General features: G+C 71.3%; 13 protein-coding genes. All 13 read right to left on the reverse strand.

Features of this window, described 5'->3' with window-relative positions; all coding sequences use genetic code 11:
* Positions 1–30 precede the first annotated feature (30 nt).
* On the reverse strand, positions 31–1,011 hold the full coding sequence (locus QRX60_RS32055) for an amidohydrolase family protein (RefSeq protein WP_285995167.1): 981 nt from the start codon (positions 1,009–1,011) through the stop codon (positions 31–33).
* Between the two features lie 11 nt (positions 1,012–1,022).
* Positions 1,023–1,811 (reverse strand): PaaX family transcriptional regulator, encoded by a 789-nt coding sequence (locus tag QRX60_RS32060; protein ID WP_285995168.1) that lies wholly within the window; start codon positions 1,809–1,811, stop codon positions 1,023–1,025.
* Between the two features lie 50 nt (positions 1,812–1,861).
* Entirely contained in the window at positions 1,862–3,226 is a 1,365-nt protein-coding gene (locus QRX60_RS32065; protein WP_285995169.1) for an MmgE/PrpD family protein, read from the reverse strand.
* Positions 3,210–4,952 carry a hydantoinase B/oxoprolinase family protein gene (locus QRX60_RS32070; protein ID WP_285995170.1) on the reverse strand — a complete coding sequence of 581 codons (1,743 nt, stop codon included), beginning with the start codon at positions 4,950–4,952 and terminating at the stop codon, positions 3,210–3,212. The genes QRX60_RS32065 and QRX60_RS32070 overlap by 17 nt, the downstream gene beginning before the upstream one ends.
* On the reverse strand, positions 4,949–7,012 hold the full coding sequence (locus QRX60_RS32075; protein WP_285995171.1) for a hydantoinase/oxoprolinase family protein: 2,064 nt from the start codon (positions 7,010–7,012) through the stop codon (positions 4,949–4,951). Before QRX60_RS32075 ends, QRX60_RS32070 begins: the two co-directional genes overlap by 4 nt.
* A 23-nt stretch (positions 7,013–7,035) precedes the next feature.
* Entirely contained in the window at positions 7,036–7,824 is a 789-nt protein-coding gene (locus QRX60_RS32080) for an ABC transporter permease (protein ID WP_285995172.1), read from the reverse strand.
* A gap of 5 nt (positions 7,825–7,829) precedes the next feature.
* On the reverse strand, positions 7,830–8,657 hold the full coding sequence (locus QRX60_RS32085) for an ABC transporter permease (RefSeq protein WP_285995173.1): 828 nt from the start codon (positions 8,655–8,657) through the stop codon (positions 7,830–7,832).
* The gene (locus QRX60_RS32090) at positions 8,654–9,433 is read right to left on the reverse strand and encodes an ABC transporter ATP-binding protein (RefSeq protein WP_285995174.1); all 780 of its coding nucleotides are present in this window, start codon (positions 9,431–9,433) and stop codon (positions 8,654–8,656) included. The genes QRX60_RS32085 and QRX60_RS32090 overlap by 4 nt, the downstream gene beginning before the upstream one ends.
* Positions 9,434–9,447: 14 nt before the next feature.
* The gene (locus tag QRX60_RS32095) at positions 9,448–10,434 is read right to left on the reverse strand and encodes an ABC transporter substrate-binding protein (protein WP_285995175.1); all 987 of its coding nucleotides are present in this window, start codon (positions 10,432–10,434) and stop codon (positions 9,448–9,450) included.
* A gap of 272 nt (positions 10,435–10,706) precedes the next feature.
* Positions 10,707–11,204: a LeuD/DmdB family oxidoreductase small subunit gene (locus QRX60_RS32100; protein ID WP_285995176.1), complete on the reverse strand. Its 498-nt coding sequence runs from the start codon at positions 11,202–11,204 to the stop codon at positions 10,707–10,709.
* On the reverse strand, positions 11,201–12,448 hold the full coding sequence (locus QRX60_RS32105; protein ID WP_285995177.1) for a 3-isopropylmalate dehydratase large subunit: 1,248 nt from the start codon (positions 12,446–12,448) through the stop codon (positions 11,201–11,203). The genes QRX60_RS32100 and QRX60_RS32105 overlap by 4 nt, the downstream gene beginning before the upstream one ends.
* Entirely contained in the window at positions 12,445–13,725 is a 1,281-nt protein-coding gene (locus tag QRX60_RS32110; protein WP_285995178.1) for an aconitase/3-isopropylmalate dehydratase large subunit family protein, read from the reverse strand. Before QRX60_RS32110 ends, QRX60_RS32105 begins: the two co-directional genes overlap by 4 nt.
* Positions 13,722–14,231 (reverse strand): LeuD/DmdB family oxidoreductase small subunit, encoded by a 510-nt coding sequence (locus QRX60_RS32115; protein WP_285995179.1) that lies wholly within the window; start codon positions 14,229–14,231, stop codon positions 13,722–13,724. Before QRX60_RS32115 ends, QRX60_RS32110 begins: the two co-directional genes overlap by 4 nt.
* Positions 14,232–14,262 lie beyond the last annotated feature (31 nt).

Below are 14,262 nucleotides of genomic sequence, written 5' to 3' on the forward strand. Positions count from 1 at the left end.
TCGCGCCGGAAGATTTCTGCGCGATGATCGTCAGCCGAGGGGGAACACCGAGGCGGCGTTGGTGTAGATCTTCGCCCGCACTTCGTCGTCGAGGTCCGCCTCGTCGAGGACTGCGACCGCCGCGCGGGGGCTCCAGCACGGGTGGTCGGTGCCGTACAGGACGTTGTCCGCGCCGTAGTACTCCAGGGCAGTGCGGATGGTCAGGGCCTGGGGTGCGACGGTGTCGACGAAGATCCGCCGAAGGTAGTGCGACGGCAGTGCCGGCAACCCCTCGATACGGGCGTTCTTGTCGATGCGCCCTGCTTGGTAGGGGAGCAGGCCACCGGCGTGAGTTTGGACCACGCGCAGCGAAGGGTGCCGCTCCATGACGCCGCTGAAGATGAGCCGCAGGACGGTGACGCTGGAGTCGAGCAGACGGCCCAGCGAGCGTTGCAGGCCGTCGGCGTAGCCGGTGAGCACGTCGTTGAACGCAAGGTCCGTCGGGTGGATGATCAGCGGTACCCCCAGCTCGGCGACGCGGGCGTAAAAGGGTTCCAGCCGCTCCTGGTCGACGGTCTCCTCACCGATCATCGAGGGCAGGTTCACACCGCGCAGGTCCAATGAGCGCACGGCGTGGTCGAGCACGGCCAACGCGGCCGAGGTGTCCTGCAACGGAACCGCGGCGGTGCCGAAGAACCTGCCCGCGTGGGTCCGCTGAGCCTTCGCGATCTCTTCGTTGTACGCGTGCGCCTCGTCGAGCGCTTCGGTCGCGGGCATCTGGTCGAGCATCCCGGCCAGCACGCCCGTGGTGCAGACGACGACGGTGTCCGGGCCGGTCGCGGCTCGCGCGGTTTCGAGTCCGAGTTCGAGATCGAACCAGATCGCCGGGAGCGGGATGAACCCGCGACCGTCGTGGTAGCGGTACCGGTAGCCGTCGCCGACGCGTTCGGTACGGGGGTAGGCGCTGCGCGCCGCCATCGTTTCGAAGTGGGACCGGGGGAACCAGTGGAAGTGGGAGTCCACCACGCGCATGTCGAGCCTCCTCAGCTCAGCCGGTGCTCGGCGAGGATGCCGGCGAAGATCCGGTCGGCATCCCCTCGGTAGGTCTCGTGCAAGGTGCGGAACAGCTCGTGGCACCGCGCGGCCGGCCAGTCGCGCGGCAGGTGCTTGGCGGGCAGCCGCGGCGTCTCGCGCAGCAGCTGCCGCCACGCGGACACGAGGACGAGATCGCGGCCGAGGGCGTCGGTGGCTTCGGGTGCGGGGCGGGCCACGTTCCAGGTTCGCAGGAACCGGTGGTACCGCTCGGCGAGCTCGCCGAGGTGCCAGGTGCGGGAGATCATGCCCTCGACGTCGGCGAACTTCGGGTAGGCGGTGAAGACTTCGACGTGCTGGTCGACACCGGCGCCGGGCAGCTGCGAGAGGATCGCCGAGACGTCCCGTTCGCCCGGCGCGAGCCACACCCCGTCGCGCAGCAGCCCGAAGCTCTCCCAGGCCAGCCGCCGTCGCAGCAGGTGGCGTTCCTTGCGGTGGGTCTCGGGCAGCGTGAAGGACAGGATGGTCCACGCGCCTTCGGGCCGCGGCTCGTCGACGGTGTCGTGGAACGTGCGGTCCTGCTGCCGGCGCACGACGTCGAGCCCCACCTCCGACGCGCGGAAGGTCGCGGCGCGGCCCCGGCGCGAGCGCTCCAGCAGCCCGCGCTCGGTCATCCGCGCCACGGTGAGCCGCGTGGCGTGCGCGGACACGCCGATCCGCGCCAGCACGTCGATGTACCCCGCCGTCGAGATCTCGGGGTTCTCGTCGAGGCAGTAGCGGCCGATCATCGTCAGCAGCACCGTCTGCGGGGTCGGAGCCCGGCTCAGGTCGGGCTCCGTTCGGTCGGTGGTCAGGACGAACCTCCTGGTTTCGCGCCCGCCGCGGCGTTTTCCGGCGGCCGCACGAACGTACCGCTGAGCAGAGGCAGCACGTGCTCGCGCAGCGCCGAGACCCCCGCACCGGGGCGCAGCAGCGACTCGGCGACGGCCCGGGCCCGCTCCGAGCCGAGCTCTCGCGTCGCGAGCGTCGTGAACTTCGCGACGATCTCGTCGTGGGACAGGGGATTCCCCGGGTCGCCCCGCGCATCGAGCCGGTCCGCGGTGGCGACGCCCGAAACGGTCGTGAGTTCGACGCGTGCGCCCCACTTCGCCGGGTACGCGGCCGTGAGGTCGCCGGCCGGTTCCACGCGCACGACGCGCGCGAGTTCGAGCACGGTGTCGTCGCGCAGCGCCGCGTCGTCGAAGTCCCACGGCGTGCAGTGCCCGCGGATCGCCGCGATCGCCAGCACGAACTGCGCGCTGCCCAGGGCGCTCAGCGGAGAGGAGAACGGCGGCGGGCGGTCGACGATCCCGGCCAGCTGGGCCGGCAGCAGACAGGTGAGCCGCCGCACCTCGCCCGGCCGCCAGCCGCCGGCCCGGCGTAGCTCGAGCACGGCGTCGATCGCGCCCTGCAGGTGTTTCGCGCCCGCGTGGGGCTTGAGGCTGGTCCCGGGGGTCAGGTACGGCTCGGGCAGCCGGAGGCTCTCGCGCCGCAGCGGGGACCGCGGGGCGTCGAGGATGTCGAGCGGGCCGGTCCAGCCGGAGTCGGCGGCGAGGAACGCGGTGACCGCCCGCTCGGCGGCGAACCCGGCGAGCAGGTACTTGCCGTCGGCCCGGTCGGTCGCGCCCGCGATCGAACCGCCTGCGTGCTGCGCGGCGAGCGCGATCGCCGACGCGGTGACCTCCGGCGGCCGGTCCAGCAGGACGGCGGCCGCCGCGGCGGCGCCCAGCGGGGCCAGCAGCGCGGTCGGCCACCAGCCCCGCTGGATCAGCCGGTCGCCCCCGATCACCGCCCCCGCGGCGAGCGCCACTTCGTAGCCGGCGAGGTACGCGCGTTCGTACTCGTCGGCCGAAGCGCCGGGCCGCGCGGGCAGCACCGCGAGCGTCGCCGGCAGGACCACGCAGCCGGGGCACAGCACCGCGCCGCGGTGGATGTCGCCTGCTTCCCAGGCGTGCGCGTACACCCCGCCGACGAAGGCCGTGCGCCGCGCGGCGCCGAACTCCGGCGACAGGGTGCGCGCGAGCCCGGCCACCGAGCCCTCGATCGTGCTGCGGCCGGCGACCAGGGCGCCGACGGCGTCGGTGAGGTGGGCCCGGACGGTGGCCCGGACCGCGGGCGGCATCGCCACCGCGGCGACCGCATGCGCCCGGGCGGCGAGCTCACCGACGAGCGACATCGGCCTGCGCGGTCCGGAGCCGCCCGGTCTCCGGCTCGTCGACGCGCCCGTCGCCGGTCAGCGCGACGCCGTAGTGCTCACGCGCGGCCGCGGCGGTCACGAACCCGTCGGCCACGTCCTCGGCGACGTCGGCAGCGGGCCGTTCCCACGGATGCCCCCAGCCCCCGCCGCCCGCGGTGCGGAAGGTGATCTTCGACCCCGCCCGCAGCGCGAGCCCGGTGTGCTTCTTCACGTGCTCCGGCGGCCCGCCCGGCTGCGTGACGATCGTGTCGTTGACCGCGCCCGGCTGCCCGCCGCGCAGACCCCACGGCGGGCAGGTCGTGCGCTCGTTCGCGATGTTGGTGAACATCGCCTGCTGCGGCTCCACGTCGATCTCCAGGCCCAGCCCGCCGCGGTGGCGGCCCGCGCCACCACTGTCGGCGCGCAGCTCGTGGCGCGTGAACACCAAGGGGTAGCGCGCTTCCTGGATCTCGATGGGGATGTTGCGCACGTCGCCCTGGCACACCGACACGCACGCGCTCGGGCCGTCCCCGACCGGGCGCCCGCCCCAGCCGCCGCCGTTGATGTTGAGGCACACGAACCGCGAGCCGGTCTTCTCGTCGATCCCGTGGAACGTGAAGCCCGACATGTCGCCCTTGTGCGCGGCCGGCACCTGCTCGGGCAGTGCGTCGGCGAGCGCCCGGATGATCGTGTCGACGACCGTGGGCAGCGAGATGCTCCACTGCCCGAGCGCGGCGGGCGGCTTCGCGTTGAGCAGCTTTCCTTCCGGCAGCACCACGCGCAGGTTGCGGAACGAGCCTTCGTCGACAGGGTGGGTCGGCAGGGTCAGCATCTTGAACGCCACGCGCGCGGCGGCGACCCCACCCGACTTCCCGGCGTTAAGCGGGCCCTTGACCTGCTCGTTGATGCCGGAGAAGTCGATCGTGAGCTCGTCGCCCGCGACGATCACCTTGATGTCGAGGGTGATGCGCTTGTCGAGGTCCTGTCCGTCGTTGTCCATCCAGGCCGATGCGGTGTACTCGCCGTCGGCCATCTGCGCGACCGCGTGGCGCGAGAGGCGTTCCGACTGGTTGCGCATCTCGGTGATGCAGGCCATGACCGTGTCGAGGCCGTAGCGCTCGCACAGCTCGGCGATGCGCCGCTCGCCGAGGCGGCAGGCCGCGATCGCCGCGCGCAGGTCCCCCAGCGACGACTCCGGGATGCGGATGTTGTCCTTGAGGATCTGCATCACGTCGGCGTCCCACTCGCCGGCCTTCAGCACCTTGATCGAACGCAGCTGCAGGCCCTCGGAGTAGATGTCCGTGGTGGCGGTGGAGCCGAAGCCGATGCGGGAGCCGCCGATGTCGACCCAGTGGGCGCGCACCGCGGGGAACGCCACGACCTTGCCGCCGACGAAGATCGGCGTGTAGACGACGACGTTGTTGAGGTGCTGGCCCGCGACGTACGGGTAGTTCATCACCAGCGCGTCGCCGGGCTCGAAGCCGTCGAGGCCGTGACGTTCGATGCCGTCGGCGACCGAGACTCCGAGGTCGGCGAGGAAGATCGGCAGGCCGCCGAGGTTCTGGGCGATGAGCTCGCCCGCGGTGTCGACCAGGCCGACGCAGTAGTCCTGGACCTCGAAGATCATCGGGTTGTAGGCGGCGCGGCGCAGCGCGGTGGCCATTTCGTCGGAATACGCCACGAGCGCGCAGCGCACCACTTCGAGGGTGACGGGATCGATGGTCATGCGGGGCTCCCCACGGAGACGACGAGCGAAAGATCGGGGGCGACGGTCAGCGTGTCGCCGGGGTGGAAGACGACCGACGACGTGGCTTCCTGGACCACGGCCGGGCCGGTGATCCGGTGGCCGGGCCGCAGCGTCTCCCGTTCGTAGACCGGACAGGACACGGGTTCGGGGCCGCCGCCGTGCAGGACGACGGGCCGGTGCTCGACGGGCTCCGGCTCGCCGGCTGCCGCTTCGGTCTCCGTCGCCGTGCCGGCCGAGGTTTCCAGCGGCAGGGTGATCACCGTGCGGACGCCGACGGCTTCCACGGTTTCGTCCGACGCGTGGTGCCCGTAGAGCCGGTCGTGCAGTTCGTCGAACAGCGCGCGCACTTCGGCGTGGTTCGCGATCGACAGTCCCTCGTCCGGCACCGGCACGGGGATCGTGAACTCCTGGCCCTGGTAACGCAGCTCGAGGAAGTGCTGCAGCACGGGCGGGTGCGCCGGCTCGCCGACGTCGCCCCGCAGCCGCGCCCAGGCTTCCGCACCGAGCGCCTTGATGATGATCGCGTACTGCTCCACGGTCGACGTTTCGAACTTCGCCAGTGACGTGCGGGTGAGGTCGTGGCGGACCTCGGAGTAGAGCATGCCCTTGGCGGAGAACTGGCCGGGCAACACGGGGACCACGACCGTGCCGATGGTCAGTTCGCGGGCGATCGACACCGCGTGCAGCGGTCCGGCGCCGCCGGTGGCCACGAGCGCGAACGTGCGCGGGTCCTCGCCCTTCTCCACGGACACGGCACGCACGGCCAGCGACATCTGCGCGTCGGCGATCGTCACGATCCCCAGTGCGGCCGCCATCAGGTCGAGCCCCAGCGGTTCGGCGACGTGCGTGCGGATGGCTTCCTCGGCGGCCGCGCGGTCGAGCGGCATTTCACCGCCGAGGAACCGGCTCGCGCCGAGGCGCCCGAGCACGAGGTTGGCGTCGGTGACCGTCGGCCGGTCGCCGCCGCGGCCGTAGCAGGCGGGGCCGGGTGCCGCGCCGGCGCTGACCGGGCCCACCTTCAGCGCGCCGGCCGGGTCGACCCACGCGATGCTGCCACCGCCGGAGCCGACCTCGACGATGTTGACGACCGGCAGCGCCATCGGGTGGCCGGTCGCGTAGCCGCCGATGAAGTAGCCGGGGTTGATGTCGACCTCGCCGTCCTTCACGAGGCTCGTCTTGGCCGTGGTGCCGCCCATGTCGAACGAGATCAGCCGAGGCAGGTCGAGACCCGCGGCGAGGGCCGACGCGCCGATCACCCCCGCGACCGGCCCCGACTCCATCATGCGCACGGGGCTCCGGCGCGCGGTCTCGACGGACATGATGCCGCCGTTGGACTGCATGATGAGCAGCCGCCCGCGGAAGCCGCGGTCGGCGAGGCGCTGGGTGAGCGAGTCGAGGTACCGCGACACGACCGGTCCGACGTAGGCGTTCAGCACCGTGGTCGAGGTCCGCTCGTACTCGCGGTACTCGCGCATGATCCGGTGCGACAGCGTCACGTACGCCTCGGGCCACAGCTCGGCGAACAGGCGGCCCAGTTCGAGCTCGTGTTCCGGGTTGGCGTACGCGTGCAGCAGGCACACCGCCACCGACCGGACGCCGGACTCCTTCAGCTCCTCGATCAGCTGCCGCGCACCTCCGGTGTCGAGCGGGGTGCGCACGCTGCCGTCGACGAGCACGCGCTCGCGCACCTCGCGCCGCAGCCGCCGCGGCACGAGCGGGTCGGGCTTGCCGAAGAACAGGTTGTACGGCTCGGACCGGTTGCCGCGCCCGATCTCGTAGACGTCGCGGAACCCCTCGGTCGTGATCAGCGCGGTGGCGGCGCCGGCGCGCTGCAGCACGGTGTTGATGGCGATCGTGGAGCCGTGCAGGAACAGCTCGGTGTCCGGCAGGTGCGCGCCGAGCTTGTCGAGGCCGTCGAGTACCCCCTCGGCGTGGTCGTGCGGCGTGGTCAGGGTCTTGGCTGTGCTGAACACGCCGTGTTCGTCCACGGCGGTCAGGTCGGTGAACGTCCCGCCGATGTCGGCGGCGATCTGCTTCACGGGATACCTCTTCTTCGAAGGAGTCAGGGGAGTTCGGTGCGCCAGGAGTCGGCGAGGGCTTCGAGCCCGCGGGCCAGCACGTTGAGCAGGACGCCCGCCACGATCACCACGAACACCGACGCGAGCACGTCCGTGGTGCCGAGGTGGCCGGCGAAGAAGCTGATGTTGTAGCCGATCCCGCCGTCGCCCGCGAAGAACTCGCCGACGACGACCCCGACGAGCCCGCGGCCGACGCCGAGGCGCAGCCCGGCCATCACCGTCGGAACGGACGCCGGCAGAATCACCTTGCGCAGCAACGCGGTCTCGCCCGCGCCGAACGACACGGCCGTGCGGATCAGCGCCGGGTCGACGTTGCGCACGCCCTGCGCCGAGTTGACGACCACCGGCACCACGGACATCAGGAACGCGATGGCGACCACCGCCGGGCTGCCGAGGCCGAACACCAGCACCAGCAACGGGAACATCGCGACGACGGGCGCCGAGTACAGCAGCCACACGTACGGCTCGACCACGTAGTCGACGTAGCGGTAGCGGCCCATCAGCAATCCCAGCGCGACGCCCGCGACCGCTGCGACGCCGAACCCGACGGCCAGCTCCAGCGCGCTGCGACCGAGGCTGCGCAGCAGCAGCCCGGAGCCGATCTGGTCGCCCAGCGACGCGGCGACGAGCGCGGGGGAGGAGGTGAGGAACGGGTTCACGAGGCCGGCCCACACGGCGATCTGCCACAGCAGCGCGACGAGCACGAGGAACCCGCCGCCGAGCAGGAGCGGCATCGCCTTCTCCGGCACGCGCCGGCGCACAAGGGTGGTCATCGGGGTCACCTCTCCCACGACGTGGCGGCGGTCCCGAGCACGCGCAGCAGTTGCGTGAGGGCGTACCCGAACACCGCGACCACGAGGGTCAGGAACATCAACGTGGCGACGTCGAAGCTCTGGCCGTAGGTGGCGATCAGCTGGCCGACGCCGTCGGTGCCGCCGTAGAGCTCGGCGACGATCACGGCGATCACGCCGCGGCCCGCGCCGAGGCGCAGCCCGGCCATGATCGTCGGCAGCGCGCCGGGCAGCAGCACCTTGCCGAACATCGCGCCGCCGCCCGCGCAGAACGCGCGGGCCACCTGCACGAGCTTCGGGTCCGTCTCGCGAATGCCGGCCATCGCGTTCACCGCGATCGTGATCACGGCCTCGATGAACACCATCGCGATCTTCGACGCCTCCCCGATGCCGAGCGCGAGCACCACGAGCGGCAGCAACGCCAGCGACGGCGTCACGTACAGCGCGACCAGCGCGGGCTCGAGCGTCTGCCGGATCCGCAGCTTCCAGCCCATCAGCATGCCCACCGGCACGCCGACGAGAATCGCCGGCGCGAAGCCCGCGAAGAACTCGACGAGCGTCGTCTGCGCGTTCTTCCCCAGCTCGCCCGAGCTCAGCAGGTCCCCGCCGGCCCGCACGATCGCCGACGGCGTGCTGGTGAACTGCACGTCGACCAGGCCCGTCTGCCCGGCCAGCTGCCACAGCGCCAGCACCACGACCACACTGCCGAGCACGAACCGCGCGCGCACCGGAGGGACCCAGCGCAGGCCCACCGCGCGGGGCGGCGGCGCCGCGACGACCGGGCGCGGGGGTCGCGTTCGCAGGCCCGGTGTCATGACGTCACCGGTTCCCCGGCCGCCGTGCCGAACAACAGGTCGGCCAGGTGCGTGCGGTACTTGCCGAACGCCTCGCTCGCGCGCACGGCGGCGTCGCGCGGGCGGGGCAGGTCGATGTCGATCACCTCGACCACGTGGCTCGGGCTGCCGCCCATCACGAGCACGCGGTCGGCGAGGAACACGGCCTCGTCGATGCCGTGCGTCACGAACAGCACCGTCTTCCGGTCCAGGTCCCAGATCCGCAGCAGCTCACCGGCCATCAGCTCGCGCGTCTGCGCGTCCAGAGCGCCGAACGGCTCGTCCATCAGCAGCACCTGGGGGTCGGTGGCGAGCGCGCGGGCGATGCCGACGCGCTGGCGCATGCCCCCGGAGAGCTGGTGCGGGTGGGCCTGTTCGCGACCGGCGAGGCCGACCAGGTCGATGAAGTGCCGTGCGCGGTCCAGCCGGATGGATTTGTCGACGCCCTGCATCTCGAGCCCGAACGCGACGTTCGCGAGGATGGTGCGCCACGGCATGAGCGACGCGTCCTGGAACACCACGCCGCGGTCGGGGCCGGGCTTCGTCACGACCTGGTCGCCGATGCGGATTTCTCCGCCGGACGGGCGCAGCAGGCCGTCGGCGGCCAGCAGCACGCTGCTCTTGCCGCAGCCGCTGGCCCCGACGATCGTCACGAACTCGCCGTCCTCGACGTGTGCGTCGAAGCCGTCGACCGCGACGAACGGGCCCGCCTTGCCGGCGTAGGAGATCCGCAAGCGGTCGAAGGTGATGTCGGCCATCGGGTTCCCTCCGCTCAGCTGGTCTTCGGCAGGAAGCGGCTGTCGAGCCACTGCGAGTCGGGCAGCCGTTTCGCGAACACCTTGCCCTGCAGGCCCATCTGCCAGAAGTCGTCCATCGCCTTCGCCGAGGGCATCCGGCCGTCGGGGTAGAGCTGGCCGATCCACTCCGCCATGCTGGCCTTCGCGTCGTCGACGCTGATCTTGAGCGCCTTCGCGATCGACTTCGCCGCGTCGCCGGGCTGGTCCTTGGTCAGCTTCATGGCCTGTGCCAGCGTGTCGACGAACTTCTTGGCGCGGTCGGAGTTGCCGTCGACGAAGCCGGGCTTGCTCCACGCGACGTGCATCGGGTAGCTGTCGACGAGATCCCTGAGGTCGAGGATCTTGTTGTAGCCCGCCTTCTGCGCGTAGACCGTCTGCGGTTCGGTGAAGATGTTGGCCTGCAGCTGGCCGGCCTTCATGGCCGCGAGCCGCGCCGCCGAAGCGCCGCCCTGCACGACCTTGATGTCCCGGTTGGGATCGAGGCCGGCCTTGGCCGCGGCGAAGCGGGTGAGCAGGTCGGTGGACGAGCCGATGGTCGTCACGCCCCAGTTCTTCCCCTTGCCCTGGGCCACGGCGTGGATCTCGGGCACGGCGTACCAGGAGAACGCCGTCATGTCGAAGCCGCCGTAGATGACCTTCACGTCCTGGCCGGCTTCCTCGGCGGTGAGCGGCCCGGTCAGCGAGCCGACCGCGACGTCGACGTCACCGGACAGCACGGCCTTGGCGAGCTCGGCGTCGCCCTTGAACGTGACGGCCTTGACGGTGAGGCCGTGCTGCTTCCAAAGGTCCATGTCCTCGGCCAGGTAGACCGGCGCGAGGGTGGTGGCCTGCACCGGCAGGCCGAGGGTGATCGTGTCGCCGCCCGAGGCGGCGCCACCCGAGCCGCACGCGGTGGCGGCGAGGGCGAAGGCGAGCAGCGGCAACGCGAGCCGGGTCCGGCGGCGGAGTGGTTTCCATGGCACGGTGGGGAACCTCGATTGTGTCCGGAGGGGAGACCGGGACGCGGGGGAGAGAACTGCGCGCCGGTTCGAAATCGGGCGAGGTGTCGACCATGAGAAGTGTCAGGGGGTGCACCTCAGTGTGCTCCGGTCAGTGTGACTCCGATTCGCGACGCGCGTCAAGAAGTTGAGAAACTTCATTTCGGCGAGTTCTTCGCCGCCCGGACGCGGGCACGACGAAATCCCCGGCGGTCGAAGTCGTTGCCCGCCAGGGGATTCCGTTCGTGGCCACGGTCCTAGCGGAACACCTCCGGCCGGCTCTTCGCGAGGCTGATCAGCCCGCCTGCTTCGAGCATCTCGACGAGGAACGGGTCGGCCGCGGCGCCGCGGATCATCGTCTGCGTGGTCAGGTTGGTGAACTCACCGGTGGTGAGGTCCACGCGCACCCGGTCGCCGTCGGCCGCGAAGCCGGGGTTCAGCCCGACCTCGAGCGCCGGCAGGCCGACCTCGAAGCAGTTGCGGTAGAACGTCCGGGCGAACGTTTCCGCGACCACGCACCCGATTCCCGTGGCCTGCAACGCTTTCGTCGCGATGGCGCGGCCCGAGGACTGCCCGAAGTGCTTGCCGGCGAACACGACGTCACCGGGCCGCACCTGCTTCGGGAACTCCGGGTTGAGGTCTTCGAGCACGTGCTGCACGAGGATCTCCATCGGCTCGAACACGTACTGGGTCTTCACGAGCCGGTCGGTCGGGATGTTGTCCCCGAACCGCCAGCAGCGGCCCTCGAACTTCACGCGGTCCTCCCTGCGATGACGCCCGCGACGGCCGATGCGGCAACGGTTTCCGACGACGCGAGGTACATCGACGCGTCGGGGCTGCCGTTGCGGCCGGGGAAGTTGCGGGCGTGGGTGGAGATCATCGCCTCGTCCGACGCCAGCGCGCCCATGTTGTAGGCCTGGTTCGAGCCGGTGCTGGGCGGGAACCACATCGCGCCCGCCTCGTGCAGCGCGAGTACGAGCCCTTCGCGCGCCGCCTCGGCGAACACCTCGCGGCTGGAGGGCACGAGGTGGAACCGCACGTCCGGGTGCACCCGGTGCCCGGCCAGGACTTCCGCCGCCGCGCGGAAGTCCTCGAGCCGGCCGCCGCCGTGGCCGCCCAGCTCGGCGTACTGGACGGGCGTGCCGGCGACCGCGCCGACCGGCTTGACGTTGCCGACGGTCGGCGGGCACGCGACCTGCACGCCGACCTCGCCGACGTCGAAGCGCAGCACCTGGGCCGCCTCGCCGCCGTCGCCGCGCACCAGCAGGTCCGGCCCGGCACCGGGCAGCGTCCGGACGAACGCCTCGGTCACCTCGTCCGGCTCGACGAAACTGCATTTCGCCCCGAGGTCCACGCACAGCAGCGGGAACAGCCAGCGGTCCCAGAAGGACAGTCCGCGCACGTACGGCCCGCCGAACTCGACGGCCCGGTAGTTCAGCTCGCCCTCGCCGATCCGGCCGACGAGCCACAACGCGACGTCCCGCGGGGTGACGCCCGGCTGCGGCGTGCCTTCGAGGTGCACGCGCGTGGTTTCCGGCACCTTGAACCACGCTTTCCCGTACGGCAGCACGGTGCCGGCGTGCGAGTCGTTGCCCAGCGCCACCGCGAGCGCGCCGAGCGTTCCGTGCACGGGGGTGTGGCTGTCGGACCCGACCACGATCATGCCCGGCTTGATGTGCCCGTTGCGGACGGCCGCGTGGTGCAGGTTGCCGTTGCCGCAGTCGTACAGCGTCAGGCCGTGCTTGCGCGCCCACTGCCGGTTGTGCCGCAACACATCGGCCTGCTGCTCGGTGGGCGGGGCGAAGTGGTGGTCGAACACCATTACGACCCGCTCGGGATCGGGGATGGGCGTGTTGACGCGCTTCTCGTACACCTGCGAGGTCAGGTACCCGGACAGGTCGTGCATGATCAGCCGGTCGACCTTTGCGACGACGATCTCGCCGGGCTCCACCGACTCGCGCCCGCTCGCCCGGGCGAGGATCTTTTCGACGAGGTTCACGCGACCACCGCCGTCGACACGATCTCGCGCGGGTCGGTGATGACCCCGCGGATGGCCGACGCCGCGGCCGTGGCCGGGCTCGACAGGAAGATCTTCGAGTCGTAGCTGCCCATACGGCCCTGGAAGTTGCGGTTGGCAGTCGACAGCGTGACCTCGCCGTCGGCCATCGCGCCGCCGTTGCCGGCGCACGCGCCGCAGCCCGGGTTGGTGATCATCGCGCCGGCCTGGATCAGCTTCGTGAGCACACCGCTGTCGGATGCCTGCGCCATGATCTTCGCCGACGCGGGCGTGACGATGAGCCGCAGGCCCGGGGCCACGCGGTGGCCGGCCAGCACGTCGGCCGCGATCACGAGGTCGTCGTACTTCGCGTTGGCGCACGAGCCGATGAAGACCTGGTCGAGCTTCGTGCCGGCGACCTCGCCGACGCCGACCACGTTGTCGACCGTGTGCGGCACCGCGATCTGCGGGGCGAGCGCAGGCCCGTCGAGCCGCACGGTGGCCCGGTAGGCCGCACCCTCGTCCGGCAGCAGGATGTCCAACTCGTCGCGCGGCACGCCGGCCTCGCCGAGGTAGGCGAGCGTGGTGTCGTCCGGGGCCACGAAGGCGTTCTTCGCGCCCATCTCCATGGCCAGGTTGCAGAACGTCATGCGTTCGGACACGGACATGCCCTCGACGTAGGAGCCGGAGAACTCGGCCGACTCGTACGTGAGCCCGTCGGCGCCGAGGTCGCCGATGAGCTTGAGCATGACGTCCTTGGCGTAGACGCCCGGGGCGAGGTCGCCGTCGACCACGATCCGCACCGACTCGGGCACCTTGACCCACAGCTTCCCGGTGACCCAGGCGGCGGTGATCTCGCTGAACCCGACGCCGGTGCCGAACGCGCCCAGCGCGCCGTAGATCGTGGAGTGCGAGTCGGTGCCGATGATGAACCGGCCGGGCCGCACGAGGCCGTGCTCCATGAGCACGATGTGCGCGATTCCGCTGTTGACGTCGAAGAAGTTCCGCACGCCCATTTTCTTCGCGAACTCGCGGCACAACGCGTGGTCCGCGGCCGTCTTCGCGTTCATGGCGGGGGAGAGGTGGTCCATCACCATGGCGACGCGATCGACGTCGTAGAGCCGCTCGACGCCCATCTTCTCCAGCGTCCGGATGCAGCGCCAGCTCGCGGTGTGGCTCATGTACAGGTCGGGGAACGCGTCGACGATCCGGCCGGGCACGAGGTCGGCGACCCCGGACGCGCGTTCGATCGCCTTCTGCGCGAAGGTCTTGGCCGTCACTGGTTTCCTCCCGCGAAGCTCGCCATCAGGTGCGGGATCAGGCCACCGTCGGCCATGATCTCCCGCAGCACCTGCGGGTACGGGCTGAAGGGGAAGGTCTGCCCGCTCGTTTCGACCGTGCCCGCGTCGTAGTCGACCCACATCTCGCCGCCGTCGGCGGCCGCTTCCGCCGCGGCGGGCGACTCGACCGCGACGAGCCCGGTGTTGATGGCGTTGCGGAAGAAGACGCGGGAGAAGGAGGCCGCGACCACGGCCTTGATCCCGGCGCCGAGCAGGCACGTGGCGGCCTGCTCCCGCGCGCTGCCGCAGCCGAAGTTGCGGCCGGCGACCACGACGTCGCTCGCCCGCAGCCGCGCCTGCGTCTCCGCCCCCAGTGGCTCGAAGGCGTGCTCGGCGAGCTCCGCCGGGTCGATGCTCACGAGGTAGCGGCCGGGGATGATGACGTCGGTGTTCACGTTTTCGCCGAAGGTGATGACCTTGCCCCCGACACGGTGTGCACTGCCCATGGATGAGTCTCCGTTCGACGTTCCGGTGGTG

It is taken from the genome of Amycolatopsis mongoliensis, assembly GCF_030285665.1.
GTDB lineage: Bacteria > Actinomycetota > Actinomycetes > Mycobacteriales > Pseudonocardiaceae > Amycolatopsis > Amycolatopsis mongoliensis.

Excerpts from the sequence above, each read along its gene's own strand:
- QRX60_RS32055 (WP_285995167.1), bottom strand. The coding sequence starts at position 1,011 with ATGCGCGTGGTGGACTCCCACTTCCACTGGTTCCCCCGGTCCCACTTC.
- QRX60_RS32065 (WP_285995169.1), bottom strand. The coding sequence starts at position 3,226 with ATGTCGCTCGTCGGTGAGCTCGCCGCCCGGGCGCATGCGGTCGCCGCG.
- QRX60_RS32070 (WP_285995170.1), bottom strand. The coding sequence starts at position 4,952 with ATGACCATCGATCCCGTCACCCTCGAAGTGGTGCGCTGCGCGCTCGTG.
- QRX60_RS32080 (WP_285995172.1), bottom strand. The coding sequence starts at position 7,824 with ATGACCACCCTTGTGCGCCGGCGCGTGCCGGAGAAGGCGATGCCGCTC.
- QRX60_RS32085 (WP_285995173.1), bottom strand. The coding sequence starts at position 8,657 with ATGACACCGGGCCTGCGAACGCGACCCCCGCGCCCGGTCGTCGCGGCG.
- QRX60_RS32090 (WP_285995174.1), bottom strand. The coding sequence starts at position 9,433 with ATGGCCGACATCACCTTCGACCGCTTGCGGATCTCCTACGCCGGCAAG.
- QRX60_RS32115 (WP_285995179.1), bottom strand. The coding sequence starts at position 14,231 with ATGGGCAGTGCACACCGTGTCGGGGGCAAGGTCATCACCTTCGGCGAA.